The following is a 23166-nucleotide window of genomic DNA, read 5'->3' on the forward strand; positions in this document are numbered from 1 at the left end:
GATAACGGCTGTGAGCGATTCCACCGCGCTGTTGACCGACCACTACGAACTGACCATGGTGGAGGCCGCACTGCGCTCCGGGGCGGCCCACCGGCGCTGTGTCTTCGAGGTCTTCGCCCGCCGGCTTCCCGCAGGGCGGCGCTACGGGGTGGTCGCCGGGACCGGCCGACTGTTAGAGGGCCTGGAACGGTTCCGCTTCGGTGAGGCGGAGCTGCAGATGCTGCAGGACCGTGAGGTGGTCGATGACGCCACCCTCAACTACTTGGCCTCTTACCGCTTCACCGGGGACATCACCGGCTACGAGGAAGGGGAGATCTACTTTCCGCACTCCCCGGTGCTGCGGGTCGAAGCCACCTTCGCCGAAGCCTGCCTACTGGAGACCTATGTCCTCTCAGTGCTCAACCATGATTCGGCGGTGGCCTCCGCGGCCGCCCGGATGACCGAAGCCGCCGGAGACCGGCCCTGCGTGGAGATGGGCTCCCGCCGGACTCACGAACGCTCAGCGGTGGCCTCCGCCCGGGCCTGTGCGGTGGCGGGATTTGCGGCGACCTCGAACCTGGAGGCGGGCCGGCGCTTCGGCATTCCCACCCTCGGCACAGCCGCTCATGCCTTCACCCTCCTCCACGACTCCGAGGCCGAGGCCTTCGCTGCCCAAGTGGAAGCCTTCGGCCCGGAAACCACCCTGCTGGTGGATACCTACGACGTCGAAACCGCGGTGCGCACTGCGGTGGAGGTCGCCGGCCCACGGCTGGGGGCAGTGCGCCTGGACTCCGGGGACCTGGTGGAGCAGGCCTGGATGGTCCGCCGGCTGCTCGACTCCCTGGGCAACACCGAGACCAGGATCATCGTCTCCTCCGATCTCGATGAGCACGCCATCGCCCGGCTGGCTGCCGCGCCGGTGGACTCCTACGGAGTGGGCACTCGGGTGGTGACCGGTTCCGGGGCTCCCACCGCCTCCATGGTGTACAAACTGGTTCAGCGCCAGGACGCCACGGGAACCCCAGTGCCCGTGGAGAAAGCCGCCGAAGGCAAGACCACCCGGGGCGGGATCAAACACGCAGTGCGCGCCTACGACGACGCCGGCATCGCCTCCGCGGAGATCATCGCCACCGGCACCGCATCCGAGGTGGCGGGCCAACCGGTACGCCAGTTGCAGGTTCCACTGGTGGTGGCCGGGGACATCCAGCCTGGCTTCACCGGCCACGAGGGGCTGCAGCAGGCTGCGGAACGCTACCGTGAGTCCTTCGCTGAGTTACCGCCAGATGCTCACCGTCTCTCCGAGGGTGAGCCGGTGCTGCCCACGGTGTTCCGGTGAGTCCCGTTTCGTTAGGATAGGCCCATGGCTGAGGCACTGATCGTCGTCGATGTGCAGCACGATTTTTGTGAAGGTGGAACGCTGGCCGTGCCGGGCGGAGCCTCTCTGGCCGCGGAACTCAGCGAGTTCCTGGAGGACACCCATGCTGAGTACGACGTCGTCGTCGCCACCCAGGATTGGCACATCGACCCTGGCTCGCACTTCTCGGAGAACCCGGACTTTCAGCGGTCGTGGCCGGTGCACTGCGTGGCCGGGACTCCGGGGGCCGAACTCCACGAGGATCTGGATACTGACCACATTCAGGCGCGCTTCCTCAAGGGGCTCTACGACGACGGCTACTCCGGTTTTGAAGGCCGGCTCGGTGAGCCTGAGCGGGTGGGGATCCTTGAAGGGGAGAAAGGCGTGCGAGTCGAGCCCGCCGACGTCGTGCCCGATTCCGCACCGGATCTGGACACCTGGCTGCGTGAGCAGGGTATCGATGAGGTGACCATCGTCGGTATCGCCACCGACCACTGCGTTCGGGCGACTGCACTGGATGCTGCGGAGAACGACTACACCGTACGCGTCATCACCGACCTGACCGTCGGTGTGGATGAAGAGCGTATCGCCGAGACCTACGCCGAGTTCCGCGAGGCCGGCATCACCCTGCTCACGACCGACGAACTCTAATCCGCCTGCGGGGAACCTGGAACCACCCACGGCCTCCATCTCCGGCTGCGGCCATCGTGACCAACGGTCCCGCTCTTGCGGCAGCGGCAAGGCCCAGGACCACCAGTTCTGCACAGGGACCGCCGGTGAAGTGGTAGACGTTGACCGCGGTATGGATCCGGCCGGAAGTATCCATGGCGGCACTGGCCACCGTGTGGTGGGGATCAGAGCCAAGAGTCCGGGCAAGCTCCTCAGCTGTGTCAATCACCCGTTGTTCGGATGGGCTGGGTTCCATATGGCGAGCCTATGCGGTCACGCCGCGGTCCCGAAGCCCCGCAGCGCCCGGTGCGGCACACCAGTCCTCAGCAGTTTCCGGCCCAGCTGCTGGGGGTGTTCGAGGTCTTCCCAGGTCAGCCGCACCACGGTGAATCCCTGTGCTCTCAGTGCATCCTCGCGTAGTTTCTCCCGGTAGACCGTCTCCTCCGGGTCCTTTCCGGCCAGTGCTCGGGTGTATTTGACCTTGCCGTCGAACTCGCAGATGACGTCTTCCCACATGAAGTCCGGGCGGACTGTGCCGATACCTGGGAGGTAGAGTTCTTGCTGCAGCTTGGGCGGCTCGAACCCGAGTTCATCGAAGAGGACCCGGGCGCGCGACTCCCCCACGCTCTCGCTGCGCGGATCAGCGAACTGACGCAGCACAGCCCACCCTGGGCCCGGGTCAAGGGCTTGCTCAGCAGTATCCAGACCCTGTTCTGTCACGGTGACTCCAAATCCGTACCTCCCAGCTAGAACAGCGTCGAGCACAACGATGGCGTTCTGTCGGGGAAGGTGCGGCAACGTATCGATCAGCACGTACGGGAGCGCCTCGACGATGACCCGGACCGGAGTCCCACCCTCCAGAACGACGTCGGGAACTGGCACCTGGACGGTGGGCGTCTGCGTTGACTCGTTGCCTCCCCGGAGACACCGGATGGCCTGCACGGGAAAGTATTGGGTGGATGTGACGCCCACGTGACCGCGATGGGGCGTGCGGTGGTGGACCGTGCGTGGCCAGGTCAACAGTGGTGTGCCATAGAGCGAGAGTGCCGTCTGACGGCAGAAGACCAGTCCTGGTCGCCAGAGGCCTATCGCCGCTGCGTAGGCGCGGTGCCTCTGGCTGAGCCGGGCGCTTTCCCACTGCCGGGTATCGACGAAGATACCCGGTTTCAGGCGGAGCAGTTTCCCCGCTCGCACTCGCCGGTTCAGGGTAGGCGCAGAACGTCCTCTCTCCCGGCCCGCACGCAAGAGCACCAAGGGCGGCCTGTCATTCCGTTCTCCGTTCATACCGCGATCCTGCCCATCCGCGCGGAAGCTCGCCACCGCCTGGCTCAGGCCTGTGGAAAACGGGCTCTTCGGAGTTGAGGGGGACTAAGCAGCGCGCCGGTGAGCTGAGGAGGCAGCACGAAGGGCTGGAAAACGCCGACCGTGACATTTTTCAGGTGCAGGTGCGCGCGACGTCGGCGTTGCACACCTGCTATATGTCAGAAACTGCCCTGAGTCCATGCGTCATGACATTCAACAGGTGCAGCTAGGACTGGTAGCCAGCAACAACACCCGCTATGTGTCATCTCCGGGCTGAGAACGGGCCGACCAGCCCTCCCCAGGGGCCGCACGTGACCCTCCGCCGAACTCGCGCTGCCACTCCCCTTTGCCACCAGAGGCATCGCGTGACTCTCCGCCGAGCCCATGCAGCCCCCCTTTGCCACCCACCCCCTTGTCACCCCGGGCCGCACGTGACCCTCCGCCGAGCCCATGCTGACACTCCCGTCATCGCACTCCCGGGGCAGAAACAGGGCAGGATCAGAACGGGCGAGGGTGGCGGGCGAAGTACTCCTCGGCTGTGATGCCCATGGAGACGTCGTCGTACCAGGTGCCCGCGTGGAAGACGTTGCCGCGGCGTCGGCCCTCCACCTGGAAACCGACTTTCTCATAGGTGTGGATGCCGCGGTCGGAATAGCTGAAGACCAGTAGTTCGAGCTTCCGGCAAGCGTATTCGGTGAAGGCGATCCGCAGGGCTACCTCTAGGATGTCGGTGCCGTAGCCGCGATCCTGGAACTGTGGCCCGACGACGATTCCCAGCTTGCCGATCATCGCCGGCGCCTTGATGGAGTACACCGACACCTGCCCGACCAGCTGGCCTGCGGCTTCTGCGGCATAGGCGAAACCGGAGTCGTCCTTATTGGCCGCCCATTGCCGGAACATCTCGCGGTTGACCTCACGCGGCCGGCGGACAATGGTGCCCTCGTTGAACAGGGTGATCTCCGGGTCATCCCACCAGTCGCAGAAGGTCTCGATGTCCTGATCCTCGATGGCGCGTAAGCTGACCCGCTCCCCCTCGAACAGCCCCGCGGCCCATTGCCGCAGTTTCTGGTAATCACTCATAGGTCCACCCTATCCAGAGGACCTCGCGGCCATAGGTGCACTCCGCCCGCACCCCGGCTCTGCTGAGGGGTGGTCTCAGTGGGCGATGGCGCGGGAGTGCACCCCGCCTGGGCCCCGGCTCTGCCTCAACCCCCGATGAGCGCGACCTTACAGCCATGGCGGCGCCCTATCCGGACCTGGCGGTTCACGCTCTGGTGAACCAGAGCTGAATGGTCTTCAGCCGTTCTTCGAGCTGGGCCTGGGTGGCTTGTGGCACCGGCGGCCCCCCGCACTTCTCGCGCAGCTTGGTGTGGATGGAGCCCTGGTGCATACCGGTTTTGGCGGCATAGGCGGAGACCGACTTGTTCAGCTTGGCCCGCAGTTCCTTCAGTTTGCGGTGATCGACGACGTCGGGAGGTTGAGTCTGCGCAGGCCGTCGCTTCAACTGCTCGGCCTGCTGTTTGCGCAGCAGCTCAGAGACCTGGTCCGGCTCCAGCAAGCCGGGAATCCCGAGGAATCCGAGCTCATCCTCGGAGCCGATCTCTCCCCCGAGCCCGAACTCCTCGCCGTCGAACATCACCCGGTCGAAGGCCGCCGATGAGCCCAACGCGGCAAACTCCCCTTTGGCGAGTTCCTCGGCGGCGCGGTCTTCGCGCTCCGCCTCAGCGAGCAGGTCGTCATCGAGCGCTTCCTCGGTGTCTTCGGCAGCCTCCTCGACTCCTAGTGCGTGGTCGCGTTCGGCTTCCAGCGCATTGGCCAGGTCGGTGAGCACCGGCACGGAGGGCAGAAACACGCTGGCGACTTCGGCCTTCTTCCGCAGTCGGACAAAGCGTCCCACCGCCTGGGCGAAGAACAGCGGAGTAGAGGTCGACGTCGCGTAGACCCCCACGCAGAGCCTCGGGACATCGACCCCTTCGGAGACCATACGCACCGCCACCATCCAGTAGCGGGATCCGTCATCGCGGAACTGCTCGATGCGACGGGAGGCGTCTTTGTCATCGGAGAGCACCACGGTGGTCTTTTGCCCGGTGATCGCATCGAGTTGGTCGGCGTAGGCGCGAGCTGACTCGTGGTCGGTGGCGATGACGAGCCCGCCGGCGTCGTCGATTTTCTCTCTGACCCGCAGCAACCGTTGGTGGGCAGCCTTGAGCACGGCGGGGATCCACTCACCCTCGGGATTTAAGGCGGTACGCCAGGCATGCTGGGTGATGTCCTTGGTGGCTGCCCCGCCGAGAGTGGCTTCCATCTCCTCGCCGGTGGAGGTTCGCCACCTCATGGTGCCTGAGTAGGTCATAAAGACAACGGGCCGGACCACGTGATCCCGCAGGGCGGGACCATACCCGTAGGAGTAGTCGGCCTTGGACCGGCGGATGCCGTCGGCGTCCTCGACGTAGTCGACGAACGGAATGGGCGAGGTGTCGGAGCGGAAGGGTGTACCGGTTAGCGCCAGACGGCGGGCCGCGGGATCGAAGGCTTCCCTGACCCCGTCTCCCCAGGAGAGGGCATCTCCGGCGTGGTGGATCTCATCGAAGATCACCAGGGTGCGGGCGGCTTCAGTGCGGTTGCGGTGCAGGGCCGGCTTATTGGCCACCTGCGCATAGGTGACCGCCACGCCCATGAACTGGCTGCCGTGACGTCCGTCGCTGTTTTTGAAGTTCGGGTCAATGGACAGGCCTACGCGGGCGGCGGCATCGGCCCACTGCTGTTTCAGGTGCTCAGTGGGTGCGACGACGCACAGTCGGGTCACATCCCCGGATTCGACGAGTAACTTCGCCACACGGAGAGCGAAGGTCGTCTTACCGGCACCGGGGGTTGCCACGGTGAGGAAGTCCCGGGGGCGCTTCTGGATGTAGAGGTCCAGGGCTTCCTGCTGCCACTGGCGGAGCGTTCCAGCGGTGCCGCGCGGAGCTCGGTGCGGATACGCCGGGGGCAGCTGGGCTCCCACGTCGGTACCGACGTCGAAGAGCGTGGCTGAGGCGTCAGCGTGGGGCGAACTCACCCTCAGTTCTTGCCGAAGCCGAAGAAGCTGCGGCCTTTCCCGGAGCCGGAGTCATCCCCGGACTCGCCGAAGTTCTCGTAGATCTCCTTGCACTCCGGGCACACGGGGAAGTTCTTCGGGTCCCGGGAGGGCACCCAGACCTTCCCGCAGAGGGCGACGACGGCGTTGCCCTCCACCATGGACTGGGTGATCTTGTCCTTCTTCACGTAGTGCGCGAACCGCTCGTGGTCACCGGGTTCGGACACCTGAGGAGTGGTCTGCCGCTCGATCGTCGCGGCGCCGCCGGGGGCCGGGGAACTCGCCGGATCGGCGGTGTGCATCGTGAAGTCAGCGTGGGCGAAGATGCTCATAGGCCAATTCTACGACTGCGCACTAGTAGGTGAGAAGGCCCGCCACGAAGGCTCCCAGGATCAGGTGTGGACCCAGGGCCAGGTGTGAGCGCCGACTCCCCCGCCCTGTGAGGATGAGGATGCCACCCAGAATCAGTGCGGAGACCAGCCCGGCCATGATGCCCAACAGGGTCGCAGTGACCCCTTGCCATCCCAGAAGCGGGCCCAGGCTCAGCATGAGTTTCACATCGCCGAATCCCAGCTCACCCGGGGACCGCAGATGCAGCAGAAAGAAGAACCCGACCGAACCCACCCCGCAAGCGAGGGCGACCAACCCGCGGCTGAGGTCACCGTCAAGGAGCGCGGTGACCGTGAGGAGAGTTCCACAACCGGCCGCCAAGGGCAGAGTCATGACATCGGGGAGGCACCGCTGTTGAATGTCGACTGCCGCCAAAAAAGGCCCGACGACGGCGAGTAATAGTAAAGCGAACCGAGCCAGAGTCGGCTCGGTGGCCACCACAACCAGAGTCACACTGGCGAGGGCGACCCCCGCCGCCAGTAGCCGCTGGCTAGTCGACAAGGCGAACCTCGAACAGACTGGCGACCTCGTCGGGGTCATAGGAGGCATCCAAGGTACCGGAGCCCTCGTATTCGATGCGGACAGTGCCGGCACTGGCACCGGTGCAGCGGATAGCCCAGGATTCCAGTTCGTCGTCGTCGAACTCCACATCCACCACCGAGCAGCTGACCCCGGGCGCCCACTGCACTTCAGCGGTGGCGTTGGCCTCGGCCTGAGGGGCGCCAGTAAACCGATCGGCGGTGCCGACCTCCTCAGTGTCTTCGGCCAGTGTGTCGACCCGCACGTGGATGGTGCGGTACCCGGCGTTGGATGAGGCGAAGTGAGTCACCGAGGAGTTGTCATTGTGGGTGGCGTAGTTCACCGCAGAGGCATGTCCGGTGGAGCCAGTGGGGTAGGCAAAGTTTCCGGCGTCGGTGACGCTGGGGGTGGAATCCGGGGAGGTGGGTGCGGTCTGGTTTTCGATCCAGGTCTGCGCCCAGTCGGTCCGGATGTCCTGCGCCGCGGCCAGAGCCGCAGCGTCAGCGGCTTTCTGCGCTTTACCGCGGGAGTCGCTGGCCTGCCCAAAGATGAACAGACCCATCCCGGCGATGAGCACCGTGATGGCAAGAACGATGTTCATCTGGGAGATCTGACCAGCATCTCCGCGGCCCCTGCGCGGTGCTGTGTGCCGTGCGCGGGGCGCGGTGTCGTGTACGGTCGGGAGTTCAGTAGCGTGTGGCATGGGTTCGGATCCCACCTTCGGATGCGGATACGGAGTGTTGCCGTCGGGAGAGCATGAGCGCCCGGGTTGTCATGACGATGAGGAATCCGACAGCGGCGGTGCCTCCAGCGATCCCAACCTCCTGGCCGGCGTCGACCCATTCAGCAGTGACCTCGGGGACACCGTTGAGGATGACGTGCCGCGACTGCAGGAGCACCGGCAGAGGGAAAACCGCCGCTAGATGCCGCAGCCACCCGCCGGTGCCGTGTTCAGCGTGGTAAGCACAGGCACAGGCGGCAGCCAGCGCCGGCGGAATGAGATAGAGCGGCGCGGTCCAGCTGTGCCGGCCTACCGAGGCCTCCAGCAGCAGGCTCAGCCCGATGAAGACCACTGTGGCGATGACCCAGGAGCGCAGGATGTCCATCTCAGCTCACCTGCCTACCTACAGGGGACTCCATCAGGTTCAGGCGATTGCCGGGGACTAGGCCGTGCTCTCGGAAGAAACCGGGCGGGGCTTCCCAGGCGGCAACCGCCGACCACCGTGGCCGGTGGAACCCTCCAGGCTGCAGCCGGGCGATATCAACGATGCACAGCTGCTGATCCAGGTAGGCGACCTCAAGCCGCTGGCGCATGCCGACTCCGTGCACGCTGCGGCAGGGGTAGAGCAGGAGAGTCTCCCCGCCGGGGAGCAGACCCTTTAACCGCCGCCACGCGGTCCCGGCGAACGGGACTTCGAAGACCTCACCGGCTGGGGTCCGCAACTGCACCGTGTGGGCAGCTCGGTGCACTCGGGCCAGCGGGGTGGGGGGCTTCGCGGCCATGGCGTCTGGGTCCTCTCTTAGCTTCCGCTGAGTTCGTCCGTCAATGATTCGGGTAGGGGCAGCCGGGCGACCTCTCCGATGCGCAGTTCGAGGTCCTCGCTGAGGTCTTCGGGGAACCGGAACTGCGCGTACATGGGAACCGGGTCGGCAAACAGCTCACTGCCCGACGGCGAGAAACCGGTGCAGAGGCAGTGGTCGGTCCCGCCGGTGACTGGGTGGTGGATTTCTCCGGCCTCGAGGTCGAGCACACTGGCGTTGACCATATTCGGTGTCGGTGGGTCCACCGGACCCCCGCCATACGGCGTCGGCCCAAAGTGGGCGGAGAAGAGCCCGTCGAAAACTGTCTCGTCAGTACCTTCGGGGTGCGCATAGGCAACGCGCAGGGTGACTAAGTCGTCGTCGCGTTCGACCTGAAGCAGGTCCAAGCGCACTTGCGGGTCATCGCCGTTTTCGTCGCTGTCCGGATGGTCGATGAGGAAGGAGGCCTCCGCCCCCTCGGCAGTGTCAGTTTCCTCTGCTTCAGGAATCTCCTCGGCTTCCTGTCCGGTCTCAATCCGGTGTTCGGAGCGTTCCTCTGAGGGCTCATAACGGAAACTGACCCGTCGGTTGAGGGCCTGGTTCTCCTCAATGTCGTTGCCTTCAGCGTCGGTGTTTGGCACCAGTGGACGGTGGAAGGCATGGCCTTCGGTTTCCAGCTCGATGCCGGAGTCGAGGTGGTCGGTGAGCACCTCGGCCACCGCCTCGGCCCGCCGTTCGGAGAGGTCTTGGTTGAGTTCCTCACCGCCTACGTTGTCAGTGTGGCCCTCCACCGTCACCGTTTGGCCTGCGGCTTCGTCATTGAGAATCTCTGCGGCATCCTCAATGATGCTGTGAGCTTCAGAGTCCAGCTCATCAGAGCCGAAGTCGAAGAGCACATCGGCCGGGACACTCATCTGCTGGGAGTCCTCGTCCTCAATAGTGTTGACTCCCTCTGCGGTCTCCGAGCGGGCCGTCAGATCCAGACGTCGTTCGTAGCGCCCTCCGGCGCCGTATTCTTCGGGCAACTGGTCCAAAGTCTCGTCGACACCCACGGTGATGGTGTAGGTCTCGTCTTCGGGCAACTCAAGCGGCTCGGAGTCACTGACCGGCACCGAAGGCACAGGTTCGATCCAGCGCCCGGGCAGAACATCCACTTCATCACCTTCGGGAGCGGGGAAGTCTAAGTAGATGAGTTCGACGCTTTCGGGCTCCTCACCAGCGTGAGCCTCGGTGCGCAGGGACGCGCGGGCGCAGGCGCACTCGTAGTCCATGGCGTCGACCTCAGCCTCGGGGAAGTCCTCACGTTCCGGGGAGGCCTCTGGGTCGAACTCATCCTGTTCCACCCACAGCGGTTCCAGCACTTCGTCGCTGCTGTGGTCAACCAAGGCGACCCGGGGAGCGTTGCGTTCAGCTTCGAATCCGCGTCCACCCCGGCTGGGATGCGGTAGGGCGTCCGCTGCTCCGAGGAAGGCCTCGGCGTCCTGCGGTGGAGTCCACGCCAGCACGAGCCGGGCGGTGTCACCCTCACGGTCCAGGGAGAGTACCTCCAGCTGCGCTTCGGCGAGACCGTCTTCGGTGCGCGCAGAGACTTCTGTAGTGGCGATCGGTTCCGGGAAGACTGCTGGCCGCCAGTACCCGTCCGCGGCGGTCATCCCCTCTTCATCGGCGTCGGATTCATCCGCACTGTCTTTTTCCGCTTCACCCTCGGTGTCCGGGGATTCCTCCGCTTCATCGCCAGTGTCCTGGTCGCTTTCCTCAGTGCGGGTTTCGCCCTGGTCTGCGGTGTCTTCTTCGGTGTCCGAGGGGGCACAACCGGCCAGAGCTACGGCACCCACGCAGAAGAGAGCAGCTGAGCGCTGCCATTGAACCCATCGCATCATCTGTCCTCCTGAGATTCCGTTCTCGGGTCCACAGGGTAAATTCCGCTCTGCGGGGGTGATAGAGCCCTCGGGCCCAGCTAAAGTCCTAGAACTGCGACGGTGGCAGCCGGTATCTACCGGCTGCCACCGCGGAGGGATCATCCTTCAGCGGGAGATCACCAGCTGAAGACGCTGTCCACGATGCCGTCGATGAAGCTACCGATGGTTCCGCCGTCGTCGCCGCCGAGGAGGTTGTCGAACAGGGCCACAGCGCCGGCAATGACGATGAGCGCCACCAGAGCGATACCCATGTACTCGATGGCGCCCTGGCCGGCCTCCTTGTCCTGCTGGAGGTCCTGAGCCTGAGTGTCCTCGGTGATGTTCTGAGTCTGCAGAGTCATGGCTGTTCCTTTCGTCGTCGGTGTTGACCTGCACTCACTATGCTGGTCGGCTCCGCGCCGAAGGAGTAGGGCACCGGGGCCCATGAACAGCACCAACCGGGGCTTTGAGACTCCGGGCCTAAGCCGGGCCCGGGGCTGAGACCTGCTGATTGCGGAACCACACGCTGACCGCCTCAGCCCGGGTGGTGACCGCCATCTTGGAGAAGATCCGGTTGATGTGGTTCTTCACCGTCTTCTCGCTGAGGAAGAGCCGTTGGGCGATCTCCCCGTTGCTGATCCCCTCGGCGACCAGGCCCATGACCTCGGCCTCCCGGGTGCTCAACCCGAACGGAGAGGATCCCAAGGTGACTGGCTGCTCAGCGGCAGGTGGCTGATCCTGGGGGGAGCCGGCGTCGTCGTGCTGTGGAAGATTCGCCATGACCGCAGTGGAGGCCGAGGGCGACATCAGCATCCCGCCCTGGGCTACCGCACTGAGTGCCTCGACGAGCTGTTCGACTTCCAGTTCCCCGTAGACCACATACCCTTTGGCACCGTTCTTCATCGCCGCGGCCACGGTCTCAGCATCCTCACTGTGGGTGAGCATCACCACCGGGCAGATCTCGGAGATCAGCCGGGAGGCTTCGATGCCGTTCATCTCCGGCATGCGCACATCGAGCAGGCAGACATCGGGGGCTTCGGCAGTGGCTAAGTCTGTGGCCTGTTTTCCGTTCTCCGCCGCCCCGACGACTTCGACTCCCTCGGCGGCGTCGAGCACCTGGGAGAGGCCCATACGGACCACACTGTTGTCATCGGCGATCAGCACGCGCAGTGTCTGGTTCACGTTCTTTCCCTTCATCACCCCGTGCAGCGGAGGTCTCCAAGGCCACGTTGAGGGTGACCCGGGTGCCGCTGCCTGTCTCCGTGTCGATCTCGAACTCTGCGCCGACCCCGTGGGCGCGGTCCCGCATCCCGGCCAGACCGTAGTGCCCCGATTTCTCCGCGGACTTCAGGCTGAACCCCTGCCCGTAGTCGGTGACCCGCAGGTAGAAGCGGCCGGCGGCCACCCACCCGGCGCACCGGATCTGGTCGGTGCCAGAATGCTGAGCGGCGTTGCGTAGCGCCTCACACGCGATCTTGGCCAGCTCGTAGCGCAACTGCGGGCTTAATGCCGCGGGCTCGTCGACGTCGACCTCAATACAGACCGGGTACATCGCCTGCAACTCCACTGCGGTGTGCTCCAGGGTCTCGGCCAGCGAGGGCACCGCCGCCGTGCGCATTCCGGTCAGCAGGCGCCGGGATTCGCGGACTGCATCCTTAGCCGCGGCACTGATCTGCTCGGCCCCCTCACCGGCGGCACCAGAGGCCTTCAGCGCTTGGGCGTGCAAATCGATGCCTACCAGGGTCTTCACCAGGGAGTCGTGCAGTTCCCGGGCCAATCGGGACCGTTCCCGTCCCAGCGCGGCCTCCGCGGCAGCAGTGCGCACCCCGTCGAGTGCCTCGTTGACCTGGTCCTGCAATGCCCGCATCGACTGACCCACATAGGCCACCACGGCGAAAAGCACCACCGAGACCACCGCAGAGGTGGGCCCAATGCTGAGGTCCTCGTGCCGTTGGGACTGGTAAACCATGACTGCGAAGTAACCCACCGCCACGAAACCGGTCATCAGCAGACAGCTGACCACATGGCAGAAAATCCCCACCAGCAGAGCGGTGGCAGCCAAGTACCCCAGATAGGCGCTGGGGGTGGGGGCGTTGAGGAAGATCAACAAGGTGATGAGAATGTCGGCACTGATGAGGACCGGGTGCCGACGCAACAGAGGGGCGACCCGTTCCCAGCCCAGCAGGGCCACCAGGGAGAGACCGATGGCGGTCAGCAGCAACAGCAGCTCCACCACATCCCGGGTCTCGGCCCAGATGAGCACCACCGGGCAGGTGCACAACAGCCGCAGGATCAGCGCGATCTTGCCGCACTGGGTGATGATGCCTTCCCGCATGGCAGTCTGCGGCGCACGTATCAATCCATCACCCCCAGGAACTCGGCGAAGTCGATCCCAGAAGTAAAGTACACACTGGCGACCATGAGCGCCAGCGTTCCCGGCACCATCACGATGGTGCTGACCGCAGTGATCTTCGGCGCCGCCCGGCTGGCCTCCTGACGCGCGGCCTGCGCCCGAGTCTGGCGCATGTCCTCGGCGATCTGCTCCAGGGCGTCAACCAGCGGGGCACCGAGCTCCTCGGCTTGAATCATCGCGGTGATAAACGCATCCAATGGTTCGGACTGGGTCCTCTCCCGCAGGCGGCGGAACGCTTCCCGGCGGGAGACACCGACCTCCATGTGTTGAATGACCGTGCTCATCTCCTCGCTGAGTGGACCGTCGAACCGTTCGGTGACCCGGTGCAGAGAGCTGCGGAAGGAAAGCCCGGCAGAGACCGTCACGGCCAGCACGTCGAGAAAGTCCGGCAGGGCGGCGTCGATCGCTCGGCCGCGTGCGCGTCCGGCGGAGTAGATGAGCAGATCCGGCAGAGCGAAACCGACGACGACGATCACTACCGCAACCAACCACCATCCGGTCAGTGCCCACACCCCGAGAGCCCCGAGCCCGAAGATAAGCAGTAGCCGGGCCTTCATAGCGAAGAAGTCCGAGGCATCCGCGAAGTGCGGGCTCTGTGCGTAAAGGACCCGCTGTTCGATGAACTCCCGGTAGTTCGGGCCCATCCACGCGGCGATCTCCGGGCCCAGGCGTTGTCCGACCCAGCCCAGTGGTCCACGTCGACGCCGGCGTGCCGAACGGGTGTTCAGCAAGGCGCGGTCTTCCTCGGAGAGTCCCTCCAGCGGGTCGGAACGCAGCCAGGACACTCCGGTCAGTGAGCCCACCAGGACCGCGGCGGCACCGGCACCATAGAGGAGTCCCTGCATCAGACACGCACCTTCGAGATCCGGCTAATCAAGGCCAGGCCCACCACATAGGCCACAGCGGCGATGAGGATTGCCGCCTGCCCCACGATGGTGGTGGTCATCTGGTGCAGCAGGCCCGGGGAGAAGACGTTGAACAGCAGCACTGTCCCCACCCCGAAGGCGATCATCATCCACCCGGTGAACTGGGATTGGGTCATCAGGGTCTTCACTTCCCGTGCGGTTTCCTTCCGGGCCTCGAGCGCTACGGACATTCCCCGCAAGGCGGAGATCAGCGAGCCTCCGGAGCGCTGCGAGATCACCAGGGTGGAGACCAACACACTGAGGTCACGTCCGGGGAGCCGTTCCTCGAGGCGTTCGAGTGCCACATCCAGTGGTGTTCCAACGGTCAGTTCCCGGTTCACCGCGGCGATTTCTCGGGCAGCGGGGTCGCGCAGTTCATGTTCGGCAACTTCCAGTGCGCCTTTGATGGACATCCCGGCGTTGGTGGAGTTGGCCAGCACCCGGGCCAGCTCGGGCAGTTGGGCCACGAAGCGCTGCCGCTGGCGTTCGCGGAGCCGGTTCAGCAGCACGAGCAATCCCCACCCGGTTGCGATACCGGCCAGGACCGCGTAGAACCAGGCCACCTGTTGCATGGCGATGGTCAGGACCGCCAGCACCACACCAACACCAAGCAGAGCGTATTCCGAGGCGTAGAGGGACCGCAGGTTCGCCTCGGTGAGGGCGGTGACCAGTCGACGGCCTACCGGCAGGGCCTGCAGCAGTCGGTCCAGGGGGCGGACTACGCTGAGCCGGAGGTTTCCCCGCAGCCCGCCGGATTCGGCCCGGATAACCGCCCGCTGGTCGGCGGTGCCGGAGGAGAAGATCATCACCCCCATGACCGCAAGCACGAGCACTCCGGCGAGCACCAGCAGCAGCACTCCGGGACTCACGCGGTGACCTCCCGCTGGCGGCACACCGCACCGTCTTCGACCGGGACGAACTCCGGCAGCGGGTTCCCGGCCAGCCAGAGCCGGTCGGCCAGTGCGGCGGGGACCTCGTAGAGCCGCACGGCCCCACGGACGACCCGGTCGCTCTGCAGGGGCTCCTGTTCAAAGCGCATCAGCGGTCGCAGCAGGAATTCCTCCCGTCCGCGGGAGGCAACTGTGGCCACTTCGGTGACCCGACGTGCGCCGTCGGCGGTGCGGGTCAGCTGCACGATGATGTCCACCGCACTGTTGATCTGATCGCGCAGAGCCTGATACGGCATGTTCAGTTCGCTCATACTCGCCAGAGTCTCCAACCGGGAGACGGCGTCTTCGGTGTTGTTGGCGTGGACGGTGACCAGGGACCCGTCGTGGCCGGTGTTCATCGCCTGGAGCATGTCGAGGGTCTCACCGCCGCGGACCTCACCGACGATGATGCGGTCCGGGCGCATACGCAGGCTGTTGCGAACCAGGTCGCGGATGGTGATCTGCCCTTTGCCTTCGACGTTCGGCGGTCGGGACTCCAGACGAATGACGTGGGGTTGCTGCAATTGCAGCTCCGCGGAGTCCTCGATGGTGACGATTCGTTCTTCATCGGGAATCTGCCCGGAGAGCGCATTGAGCAGCGTGGTCTTCCCCGTCCCGGTTCCCCCGGAGACCACGACGTTGAGTCGAGCCTTCACACAGGCAGTCAGTAACTGGGACGTTGCCTGGTCGAAGCTGCCTTTGTCCACCAGGTCATCGAGGGTGAAGGGGGTGGGGAATCGACGGATGGTCACCGCAGCGCCGTCGAGCGCCAAGGGCGGAACGATGATGTTGACGCGTTCTCCGGTGGGTAACCGGGCGTCCACCATGGGTGAGGACTCATCGACTCGCCGGTTGACTCCGGCGACGATCCGGTCGATGGTCTGCATCAGCTGGCCGGCACTGGAGAACCCGTAGTCGAGTTTCTCCAGCCGCCCGGACCGTTCTACGTAAATATCGTCGGGCCCATTGACCATGATCTCGGTGACTGAAGGGTCAGCCAGCAAGGGCTCGAGGATGCCCAACCCCAGAGCCTCATCGACGACCCGGCGGATGATGGTCTGCCGTTCCCGGGAGGTCAGCACGGGTCCTTGCCGGGAGACCAGGTGGCTCATGACCCGTTCCAGACGGACTCGCTGCTGGGCCGGGTCCAAGCGGGAGAGTTCTTCGAGGTTGATCTCTTCAACCAGGAGCTGGTGGTATTCGGCTACGGCCCGGTCGGCGGCGTTGACCCGCTGGGGCCGACCCCGACGACGCCGGCGCTGCGGGTGTGTGCCCGTGTTCTCCTGCTGGTGGTCCGCGGGGGACCCCTGGGCGATCCGGTTGTTCTCTGCTCGTCGCAGCAGCGCCATTAGGCCCCGGCCTCCGCGGGCATCGTTGCCGATCGGGAGACCCGCCACTCGGGGAACATCTCAGCCACCCAGTCCATCCCCAACACTGGCACCTCGACCTCGGCAGTGCAGGAGACCGCCGAATCCGGGGCGATCGGACTACAGCTGACACTCGTTCCGCTGTGGAGGGACTCGGAGACAGCGGCAGCACCCTGGGTCGGTCCCGTCCCTGGGGTCACCGACTCGGCGCGGGCGGCGTCTCGGGCTGCAGTGTTGGCTTGACTGAGGGCATGCATCGCTAAAAAGCCCTGCCAGGTCACCAGGACCATGACGAAGACCCACAGGAAGGTTCCCAGAAACTCCATGCTCACGGAACCCCGTGTCTGCCTCAGACGCGATGTCTTCTGTGTTGCTCGGTTCATGGTTCCTCCGTCACTCCGGAACTGGCTGGAATTCTGAATGCGAAACTGTCACTGGCGGGCACCAGCACCGGCGCACGCAGTTCGACGCGCACCCGGTCGCCGTGGTGTTCGACCGTCATCTCATCTCGCCAGGCCCCCGGGGTTGAGTTCGCAGCCGCCTCCTCCACCGAGGCGTCCACTGAGGCCGCCCGAGCAGCCTCTGAGGCCGCGTGGGAGGCGAAAACCCAGGTGGTGCCGACGATGATGAGCTGCAGAGCCACCATGGCGGTGACCAGCCACAAGGCGAACATTCCCGCGAATTCGAGGGTGGACTGGCCTCGGTCCCCGCCGACGCCGGCCAAGCGCCGTCTGCGTCCATTGGATGAGGCTGCACCCTGGGTGGTCTTCTCCACCGAACCAGCTGCATCGGTCTTCGCCGGATCCTGCTCCGGGGTGGGTTGTTTCGCCCCGGATTGCCTCGGTTCGGACGGTGGGCGGTGCTTACCTCCGCGCCGCCGTTTGCCGCGCCGGGAGGGTTTCTCCTCCGCTGCGGGCAGCAGACCCAGTTCGGCGGCCAGTTGTTCGATGCGTTGGAACCACTGTTCCCCCGCGACCTCCGGTTCCCTGCGGTTGACCGCCTGCTCCAGGCTGCGTTGCGTCTTGGGCAGCATGGTGTCCAGCACGCTGAGTCCTACGATCTTCTTCGCGGCGGCGGGTTGAATGTCGGCGCGCTTGTCCACGGCGTTGAAGACGACTTTCACATCATCGGGCCGACGTACTCCGAGCCGCTCCCACAGGGCGGTCAGCCTCCGGACCCCACGCAGAGCGAGCACATCGGTGTGGGTGAGGATGCAGACGTCGTCGGCCATTTCCACTGCGGCGGTATTGGCCTCTCCCATCACCGAGCCGACGTCGACAATGACGACGTCGAATCGAGTCCGCAACATGCCGAGGATCTTCTGGGCAGCCGCCTCACTGATGAGTTCACCCCGTTCCCCTTCGGCGGGGCCGAACAGCACCGAGAGCCCGTTGGGGTGTTCGAAGAGCACATCAGAGATGAACCGGGGTGAAAGTTCTTCGACCACGGGCAACAGGTCGGTGATGTCCCGCTGCCGGGGCGCGTCCAGCAGAATCGACTGGTCTGGCTTTTGCAGGTCCAGGTCCACCAGCACGACCCGGCGACCGGTGTGCTGGGCAGTGTGCAGGGCGACATGCAGGGCTGCCGTGGAGGATCCGGCCCCGCCTTTGGCGGAGGCCACCGCCACCATCTTCCCGCTGACCACAGAGGATTCGTCATCCAGGGTGCGCTGGACCGCGTTGCGTAGGCTGCTCCCCCAGCTGGTGGCCGACTGTACCCGGGCTGCGACGTCTTCGAAGGTCAGCGGGTAGGTGATGACACCGCGAACACCGCGGTCCAGGGCGGTGGCGTAGTCCTGGCCGGTGGGCTGGTTGACCACGGTAAGCACCGCGATGGAGGGGTACCGGCCAGCTACCTCGGCGGCGAGGTCCCACATGGCCATCGGTGCACTGGACTCATCGACCACCAGAACGTCAGTGTCGGTGTCTGCGCCCTGGGACAGTCCGGAGAGCAACGCCTGGCTGGAGGCGTAGTGGCGGGTGACCTCCACTCCGGCGTCGCTGAGCGCCTGGCGGAGCTCTTCGGTGCGGTCATTCTCAGTGCAGCACAGGACTGCTGTTGGCACGCTCACTCGTCCTCGGCCTCCTCATCGCTGTCGTCGTCGGACCCCTCCCCGGGGGTGCTGAAGTTCGGGCCGAGGTCGGGGTCCTGGAAGGATCGGTCGTCATCGGTGACGGCCTCACCCGTTTCGTTGTTGCCGGAGCGGATCATGCGCATCGAGACGGCGAAGGACTCCCCGTAGGCCAGCCGGTTGGCCTCAGCGACCGAGACCACGAAGGTCACCGGCACCACCGTGGTGGGATCAGCTCCTCCGGAGGCGGCCCCCGGTGCGGCGGCACCGTCCATGGGTTGACCCACGGAGACCACCAGGGCGTCTTCAACGAGCATCCCCGCTACGTTGTAGGGAATGTCAGCAGTTTGTTCGGCGTCCTCGGTGCCGCCGTCCCCGCTCTGATCGCGCGCAAAAGAGGCGACGACGTCGACCCGGTCCCCGGGCTGGACTCGTCCGTGGATGCCCATGTCACCTTCAAAGTTGATGGAAATTTCCCGCTGACCGTCTTCTAAGGAGGAGGTCGGTTCCACCATGTCTTCAAAGAGCCAGGATCCGGCGGTGATGACCGTGGTGGCCTTCTGGTCTTCGAGCTGGCCCGGATCGGTAATCATCTGCTCGGTGAGGTATTTCTCCGGCACATCGACGGTGTCGAGCCGCTCGGGGTCGATTTCCTCGTAGACCCCGATATCTTCGGCGGCCACGTAGACCTCTGTGGTGGGACCTACCTCGGCCCGGACATCGTTGACGTAGGAAGCCACCCCGAAGAAGACCGCTACTGCTCCCAGTCCGGAGAGCAGCAGGGTCAACAGTCCGCGCAGCTGTTTGGGGTTCACCGGTTCTCCTCTTCGGCGGTCTGGTTCAGGTCACAGAGCACCTTCGCTGGAACCTCCATGACCCGGGGTTCGGCCTGGGGAAGGTTTCGCTCAGGCTCGTCGAGTTCCAGGACTGGGGCGACGACCACTTGTCCGGCGCGGGCTGAGCCCCACCACTGCGGCTGCGGATTGTCGAGTTCCACGGTGTGGCTGGGGTGAAGGTGCTCAAGCAACTGATCGAGGCAGTCGTTGATCCGGCGGCCCCGGGCTCCTTCATCAGTGGACCGGGCCACGGCAACGACTGTCTTCTCAGCTGCCGGGTCGATGTGTCGCAGCGCTTTCTCTGGGTGCTTGGCGGAATAGGCCCGTGGGCGGCGATCCAGCTCAGCGATGTAGGTTCCGCCGGGAAGCCAACTGCGCAGATACAGCAAAAACGGCACCGGCGGGGCGTTCATGGAAGTCACCGTGTCGGTGACACTCAAGCACCGGATCCGGGTCTCCACAGCGGCCAGGGCACCCAGCAACTGGTGGGCCGGGACCACCTGGCGTAGTTGCTGGGCCAGCTCCTCCAGCACGTGGATTCCTAGCGGGGAGAGCCCGCTGACGTGGAAGGCCACCCGGGACTCCTCCACGGCTGCGCGCGCGTGGTAGACCAGCCGGCGACGCTGGGCGTGTTCACGCTCACTGCTGATGAGCACGGCCCAGTCACGTTCATTCAGGGCGTGGATGTGCTCCAGCGCCTGGTCCAGGGTCTCCGGGACCGCGCTAATCGAGCGCACTGCTACCCCAGTATCCGTCCTCATGTACCCGTCCTGAGAGTTCGGAATTAGCTCCGCTTCGCTTCAGGATCGTAGGGCAAAAAAGCTGGGCACAACCTGGACAATCAACCGTACTTCCGCGGATTTCCGGGGGTCGGCTGAAAAGTTAGACCCGGCGATAGGACCTAGGGCCCACTGCTGTGACGGTCCTGACCCGGCTATCGGAGGCCGGTGGGCCGCTGAAGAGCTAGCTCGATGAGCTCGGTGATGAGCTCGGTGTAGCCCACCCCGGTGGCTTTCCACATCTGGGGGTACATGCTGATGGGGGTGAAGCCCGGCATGGTGTTGATCTCGTTGATGAGGATCTCCCCATCGGTGGTGTAGAAGAAATCGACCCGGGAGATTCCCTCGGCGTCCACCGCGTCGAAAGCGATGACTGCCTGGCGCCGGACCTCCTCACTGACCGCCTCAGGAAGCTGGGCGGGGCAGGAGAGCTGCGCTGCGGCGTCGTCGGTGTATTTCGCTTCGAAGTCGTAGAACTGGTGATTGGAGACATCGGCGTCCACGGTGATCTCCCCGCACACCGAGGCCCGGGCGGGCTGATCCCCAGGGGATCCGAGCACTCCGCATTCGATCTCCCGACCCTCGATGCCTTCCTCCACAATCACCTTGGGGTCGTATTTGCTGGCTGCAGCCAGGGCTTCATCGAGCTGAGCCCAGTCGGTGACCCGAGTGACTCCAGTGGATGAGCCGGCGCGGGCGGGTTTGACGAAGACCGGCAGCCGCAGTCGGCGGACCCGCTGCACGCAGGCCTGCGGAGCCCGAGCCCACTGCCGAGCGGTAATGGTCTCCCACGCCCCCACGGTCAATCCTGCGGCGGCAAAAGCCAGCTTCATGAAGTGCTTGTCCATTCCCACCGCGGAGCTCAGCACTCCGGCGCCGACGTAGGGCACACCGGCGAGTTCGCAGAGCCCCTGGATGGTGCCGTCCTCACCGAAGGGCCCGTGCAGCAGCGGCAACACGACGTCGACTCTGCCTAGGGATGTGGTGGTCAAATCTGGGCTGATCTGCAGCAGTTCAGCGCTGCGCTGCGCCGATCCGCCTGCCCCCGGGTGCAGGTGGACAGAGGAATCAGTGGGCACCACCCGCGGCATCTGGTCGGCGTCGAACCGGTGGGTGCGGGGGTCGACCGCCGGTGAAGTCCACTGCCCCTCGGCGGTAATGCCGACTTCGACGACGTCGAAGGCATCGGTGTCGATGGCGTTAAGTACCCCGGCTGCGGTCACACAGCTGACCGCATGCTCGGAGGATTGCCCCCCGTAGAGCACGAGGACCCGGGGCTTGCGGGCAGTATCGGCCATCTGCTCAGCCTCCTTCGGGCTTTAAGTGACGCGCCAGCAGTAGTGAGGCGATGTTCTCCACTGCGAGGGTACCCTCCAGCACGGCGACCACGGCCTGGGTGATCGGCATGTCCACCTGGTACTCACCGGCAAGTTCGAGCACGGCGGAGGCCGACTTCATCCCCTCAGCGGTCTGGGTCATCTCCGCGGCAACTTCGGCGGCAGTACGCCCCTCCCCCAGCAGGCGGCCAGCGGTGCGGTTGCGGGACAGCGGGGACGCGCAGGTGGCCACCAGGTCCCCGAGCCCGGCGAGTCCGGAGAAAGTCTCCAGTCGTCCCCCCAGGGCGGTGGCCAGGCGGGTCGTTTCGGCCAGGCCTCGGGTGATGACACTGGCTTTGGAGTTATCCCCCAGCCGCTGACCGTCGCAGATCCCCACGGCCAGGGCAATGATGTTCTTCACCAATCCGGCGAGCTCCACACCCACCACATCGGTGTTTGTGTAGGGCCGGAAGTACCGGGTGCTGCAGAGTCCGGCGATGCGTTCGGCCACGGGCATCGCCGCGGAGGCGACCACGGAGGCGGTGGGTTCCTCCCGGGCGATTTCCATGGCGAGGTTGGGTCCGGAGATCACTGCGGTACGTTCACCGGGGATACCGAGGACTTCGGTGATGACCTCGGTCATCCTCAAGTGAGTGCCGCGTTCAAGTCCTTTGATGAGGGAGACGACGACGGCGTCGTTATCGAGTCTGCCCCGTAGATGTTCGAGGTGTTCCCGCAGGCTCTGAGCGGGCAGAGCGAGGGCCACCAGCTCAGCACCGGTCACCGCTTCGGTGATCTCCGTGGTGGCGTGGATGGTTTCCGGGAGACCGATGGGACCCAAGTAGCTGGTGTTGGTGTGCCGGGAGGTGATTTCCTCGGCGATTTCTTCCCGGCGGGCCCAGAGGACGACGTCGGTGGCTTCGTTGGAGTCGGCGAGCACCTTGGCGAAGGTGGTCCCCCAGGAGCCGGCCCCGAGCACGGCGATACGGGTCATGCCGTCTCCTCCGGGCGCTCGTCCCCGCTGGTGTCATCGGACGGGGTGGTTTTCTCGTGGGGGTCGAGAGGCTGCCGGTTCCGGTTCTGCTGCTCGGCGGCGGCGCGCAACTGGCCGCGGGGGACCCGTTGGTTCAGCGCCCGGTCCCAGATGCCTTCGGGGGGTGTCTCTCCGCGCAGTTGAGCCACGCCCTGCGTCAGGGCGGTTTCGATGCGTTCGGTGGCCTCAGCCAGGACCGTGCGGGTCATCGGCCGGCTGCGTAGGTCCTCGAGGTCCACCGGGTCGCCCACCTGGAGGCGGTAGCGTTTACGAGGCACCGGGCGGGGCACCTTGGCATAGGGCGGCAGGACCTGCTGAACCCCCCAGTGGGTCACCGGCACCACCGGTGAGGAGGTGGACAGGGCCAGACGGGCTGCGCCGGTTTTCATCCGCATGGGCCACAAATCCGGGTCACGGGTCAGGGTGCCTTCGGGGTAGACCACGATGCACCCGCCCTCGGCGAGTACTTCCCGGGCGACCTCGAGGGAGGCCTGGGCTCGTTGGCGGTCTCCGCGGGCCACGGGGATCTGCTTCAACCGGGTGAGGGCCTGACCGACCACCGGCAGACGAAACAGCGAATCCTTGGCCAGGAAGTGCGGGGTGCGTCCACTGCTGTAGATGGCGTGGGCGACGGCGACCGGGTCAAGTTCGCTGACGTGGTTGGCCACGGCGATACAGCCACCGGAGGGCAGCCGGTCCAGTCCGTGCCACTGCTTGCTCACCGCAGCGTTCATCACCGGGCGCAGCACAGTGGCAGCGGCGTGTACTCCGGGGGTGATGGGACCGTCCGGTAGCAGGGGGTTCATGGG

The 23166-nt window shown here is 65.4% G+C and carries 25 protein-coding genes; 2 read left to right on the plus strand and 23 right to left on the minus strand.

Translation table 11 applies throughout. The features are described from left to right. Positions 1 to 55 precede the first annotated feature (55 nt). Together H578_RS0108065 and H578_RS0108070 are read left to right on the plus strand one after the other, a co-directional pair. Positions 56 to 1315 (plus strand): nicotinate phosphoribosyltransferase, encoded by a 1260-nt coding sequence (locus tag H578_RS0108065; protein ID WP_245554956.1) that lies wholly within the window; start codon positions 56 to 58, stop codon positions 1313 to 1315. Positions 1316 to 1339: 24 nt separating this feature from the next. Beyond that, positions 1340 to 1984: an isochorismatase family protein gene (locus H578_RS0108070; protein ID WP_022873189.1), complete on the plus strand. Its 645-nt coding sequence runs from the start codon at positions 1340 to 1342 to the stop codon at positions 1982 to 1984. Here the strand turns inward: H578_RS0108070 and H578_RS15930 are convergent. The 23 genes from H578_RS15930 to H578_RS14185 form a co-directional block, all read right to left on the minus strand. Next, positions 1965 to 2258 (minus strand): cytidine deaminase, encoded by a 294-nt coding sequence (locus tag H578_RS15930; RefSeq protein WP_245554955.1) that lies wholly within the window; start codon positions 2256 to 2258, stop codon positions 1965 to 1967. The genes H578_RS0108070 and H578_RS15930 overlap by 20 nt on opposite strands. A 17-nt stretch (positions 2259 to 2275) precedes the next feature. Beyond that, positions 2276 to 3196: a PDDEXK family nuclease gene (locus H578_RS14140; RefSeq protein WP_156837269.1), complete on the minus strand. Its 921-nt coding sequence runs from the start codon at positions 3194 to 3196 to the stop codon at positions 2276 to 2278. Positions 3197 to 3802: 606 nt separating this feature from the next. Next, complete coding sequence (locus H578_RS0108080) at positions 3803 to 4384, minus strand: GNAT family N-acetyltransferase (protein WP_022873191.1); 582 nt, start codon at positions 4382 to 4384, stop codon at positions 3803 to 3805. 184 nt (positions 4385 to 4568) lie between these two features. After that, positions 4569 to 6362, minus strand: a complete 1794-nt coding sequence (locus H578_RS0108085; RefSeq protein ID WP_022873192.1) for a DEAD/DEAH box helicase — start codon at positions 6360 to 6362, stop codon at positions 4569 to 4571. A gap of 2 nt (positions 6363 to 6364) precedes the next feature. Then, positions 6365 to 6712 (minus strand): DUF3039 domain-containing protein, encoded by a 348-nt coding sequence (locus tag H578_RS0108090; RefSeq protein ID WP_022873193.1) that lies wholly within the window; start codon positions 6710 to 6712, stop codon positions 6365 to 6367. A gap of 22 nt (positions 6713 to 6734) precedes the next feature. After that, positions 6735 to 7271 carry a prepilin peptidase gene (locus H578_RS14145; protein WP_022873194.1) on the minus strand — a complete coding sequence of 179 codons (537 nt, stop codon included), beginning with the start codon at positions 7269 to 7271 and terminating at the stop codon, positions 6735 to 6737. Next, positions 7261 to 7890, minus strand: coding sequence for a pilus assembly protein TadG-related protein (locus H578_RS15620; protein ID WP_084710091.1), 630 nt, complete (start codon positions 7888 to 7890; stop codon positions 7261 to 7263). Before H578_RS15620 ends, H578_RS14145 begins: the two co-directional genes overlap by 11 nt. An 85-nt stretch (positions 7891 to 7975) precedes the next feature. Then, positions 7976 to 8395 carry a hypothetical protein gene (locus tag H578_RS0108105; protein ID WP_022873196.1) on the minus strand — a complete coding sequence of 140 codons (420 nt, stop codon included), beginning with the start codon at positions 8393 to 8395 and terminating at the stop codon, positions 7976 to 7978. Position 8396: 1 nt separating this feature from the next. Next, a complete protein-coding gene (locus H578_RS14155) occupies positions 8397 to 8792 on the minus strand; it encodes a DUF192 domain-containing protein (RefSeq protein WP_022873197.1) in 396 nt (131 codons plus the stop codon). Positions 8793 to 8809: 17 nt separating this feature from the next. Next, positions 8810 to 10690, minus strand: a complete 1881-nt coding sequence (locus H578_RS15625; protein WP_022873198.1) for an OmpA family protein — start codon at positions 10688 to 10690, stop codon at positions 8810 to 8812. A gap of 155 nt (positions 10691 to 10845) precedes the next feature. Then, positions 10846 to 11070, minus strand: coding sequence for a hypothetical protein (locus tag H578_RS0108120; RefSeq protein ID WP_022873199.1), 225 nt, complete (start codon positions 11068 to 11070; stop codon positions 10846 to 10848). A 118-nt stretch (positions 11071 to 11188) separates the two neighbouring features. Continuing rightward, positions 11189 to 11890 carry a response regulator gene (locus H578_RS0108125; protein ID WP_022873200.1) on the minus strand — a complete coding sequence of 234 codons (702 nt, stop codon included), beginning with the start codon at positions 11888 to 11890 and terminating at the stop codon, positions 11189 to 11191. Continuing rightward, positions 11856 to 13043, minus strand: coding sequence for a sensor histidine kinase (locus H578_RS0108130; RefSeq protein ID WP_022873201.1), 1188 nt, complete (start codon positions 13041 to 13043; stop codon positions 11856 to 11858). Before H578_RS0108130 ends, H578_RS0108125 begins: the two co-directional genes overlap by 35 nt. 20 nt (positions 13044 to 13063) lie before the next feature. Beyond that, entirely contained in the window at positions 13064 to 13966 is a 903-nt protein-coding gene (locus H578_RS14165; protein WP_022873202.1) for a type II secretion system F family protein, read from the minus strand. Beyond that, positions 13966 to 14895 (minus strand): type II secretion system F family protein, encoded by a 930-nt coding sequence (locus H578_RS0108140; protein ID WP_022873203.1) that lies wholly within the window; start codon positions 14893 to 14895, stop codon positions 13966 to 13968. The genes H578_RS14165 and H578_RS0108140 overlap by 1 nt, the downstream gene beginning before the upstream one ends. Continuing rightward, positions 14892 to 16352, minus strand: a complete 1461-nt coding sequence (locus H578_RS14170) for a TadA family conjugal transfer-associated ATPase (RefSeq protein WP_425411259.1) — start codon at positions 16350 to 16352, stop codon at positions 14892 to 14894. Before H578_RS14170 ends, H578_RS0108140 begins: the two co-directional genes overlap by 4 nt. Next, positions 16304 to 16648 (minus strand): hypothetical protein, encoded by a 345-nt coding sequence (locus H578_RS14175; RefSeq protein WP_033420453.1) that lies wholly within the window; start codon positions 16646 to 16648, stop codon positions 16304 to 16306. Before H578_RS14175 ends, H578_RS14170 begins: the two co-directional genes overlap by 49 nt. 53 nt (positions 16649 to 16701) lie before the next feature. Further along, a complete protein-coding gene (locus tag H578_RS0108155) occupies positions 16702 to 18393 on the minus strand; it encodes a CpaE/TadZ family protein (protein WP_022873206.1) in 1692 nt (563 codons plus the stop codon). Beyond that, complete coding sequence (gene cpaB, locus H578_RS14180; protein WP_022873207.1) at positions 18390 to 19208, minus strand: Flp pilus assembly protein CpaB; 819 nt, start codon at positions 19206 to 19208, stop codon at positions 18390 to 18392. The genes H578_RS0108155 and cpaB overlap by 4 nt, the downstream gene beginning before the upstream one ends. After that, complete coding sequence (locus tag H578_RS0108165; protein WP_156837270.1) at positions 19205 to 19990, minus strand: hypothetical protein; 786 nt, start codon at positions 19988 to 19990, stop codon at positions 19205 to 19207. Before H578_RS0108165 ends, cpaB begins: the two co-directional genes overlap by 4 nt. Positions 19991 to 20163: 173 nt before the next feature. After that, a complete protein-coding gene (locus tag H578_RS0108170; RefSeq protein WP_022873209.1) occupies positions 20164 to 21306 on the minus strand; it encodes a D-alanine--D-alanine ligase family protein in 1143 nt (380 codons plus the stop codon). A 4-nt stretch (positions 21307 to 21310) separates the two neighbouring features. Next, complete coding sequence (locus tag H578_RS0108175; RefSeq protein ID WP_022873210.1) at positions 21311 to 22318, minus strand: NAD(P)H-dependent glycerol-3-phosphate dehydrogenase; 1008 nt, start codon at positions 22316 to 22318, stop codon at positions 21311 to 21313. After that, positions 22315 to 23163, minus strand: coding sequence for a lysophospholipid acyltransferase family protein (locus tag H578_RS14185; RefSeq protein WP_022873211.1), 849 nt, complete (start codon positions 23161 to 23163; stop codon positions 22315 to 22317). Before H578_RS14185 ends, H578_RS0108175 begins: the two co-directional genes overlap by 4 nt. Positions 23164 to 23166: the final 3 nt, after the last annotated feature.

Origin of the sequence: Nesterenkonia alba DSM 19423 (assembly GCF_000421745.1) — a bacterium.
Lineage (GTDB): Bacteria > Actinomycetota > Actinomycetes > Actinomycetales > Micrococcaceae > Nesterenkonia > Nesterenkonia alba.

Bases quoted from the DNA above. Each gene is read 5' to 3' on its own strand.
- H578_RS14185 (WP_022873211.1), bottom strand. From the start codon at position 23,163: ATGAACCCCCTGCTACCGGACGGTCCCATCACCCCCGGAGTACACGCC.
- H578_RS0108175 (WP_022873210.1), bottom strand. From the start codon at position 22,318: ATGACCCGTATCGCCGTGCTCGGGGCCGGCTCCTGGGGGACCACCTTC.
- H578_RS0108170 (WP_022873209.1), bottom strand. From the start codon at position 21,306: ATGGCCGATACTGCCCGCAAGCCCCGGGTCCTCGTGCTCTACGGGGGG.
- H578_RS14155 (WP_022873197.1), bottom strand. From the start codon at position 8,792: ATGGCCGCGAAGCCCCCCACCCCGCTGGCCCGAGTGCACCGAGCTGCC.
- H578_RS0108165 (WP_156837270.1), bottom strand. From the start codon at position 19,990: ATGAGGACGGATACTGGGGTAGCAGTGCGCTCGATTAGCGCGGTCCCG.
- H578_RS0108070 (WP_022873189.1), top strand. From the start codon at position 1,340: ATGGCTGAGGCACTGATCGTCGTCGATGTGCAGCACGATTTTTGTGAA.
- H578_RS15930 (WP_245554955.1), bottom strand. From the start codon at position 2,258: ATGGAACCCAGCCCATCCGAACAACGGGTGATTGACACAGCTGAGGAG.
- H578_RS0108090 (WP_022873193.1), bottom strand. From the start codon at position 6,712: ATGAGCATCTTCGCCCACGCTGACTTCACGATGCACACCGCCGATCCG.
- H578_RS0108130 (WP_022873201.1), bottom strand. From the start codon at position 13,043: ATGCGGGAAGGCATCATCACCCAGTGCGGCAAGATCGCGCTGATCCTG.
- H578_RS14165 (WP_022873202.1), bottom strand. From the start codon at position 13,966: ATGCAGGGACTCCTCTATGGTGCCGGTGCCGCCGCGGTCCTGGTGGGC.
- H578_RS15625 (WP_022873198.1), bottom strand. From the start codon at position 10,690: ATGATGCGATGGGTTCAATGGCAGCGCTCAGCTGCTCTCTTCTGCGTG.
- H578_RS0108065 (WP_245554956.1), top strand. From the start codon at position 56: ATGGTGGAGGCCGCACTGCGCTCCGGGGCGGCCCACCGGCGCTGTGTC.
- H578_RS14175 (WP_033420453.1), bottom strand. From the start codon at position 16,648: ATGGAGTTTCTGGGAACCTTCCTGTGGGTCTTCGTCATGGTCCTGGTG.
- H578_RS0108080 (WP_022873191.1), bottom strand. From the start codon at position 4,384: ATGAGTGATTACCAGAAACTGCGGCAATGGGCCGCGGGGCTGTTCGAG.
- H578_RS0108120 (WP_022873199.1), bottom strand. From the start codon at position 11,070: ATGACTCTGCAGACTCAGAACATCACCGAGGACACTCAGGCTCAGGAC.
- H578_RS15620 (WP_084710091.1), bottom strand. From the start codon at position 7,890: ATGAACATCGTTCTTGCCATCACGGTGCTCATCGCCGGGATGGGTCTG.
- H578_RS0108105 (WP_022873196.1), bottom strand. From the start codon at position 8,395: ATGGACATCCTGCGCTCCTGGGTCATCGCCACAGTGGTCTTCATCGGG.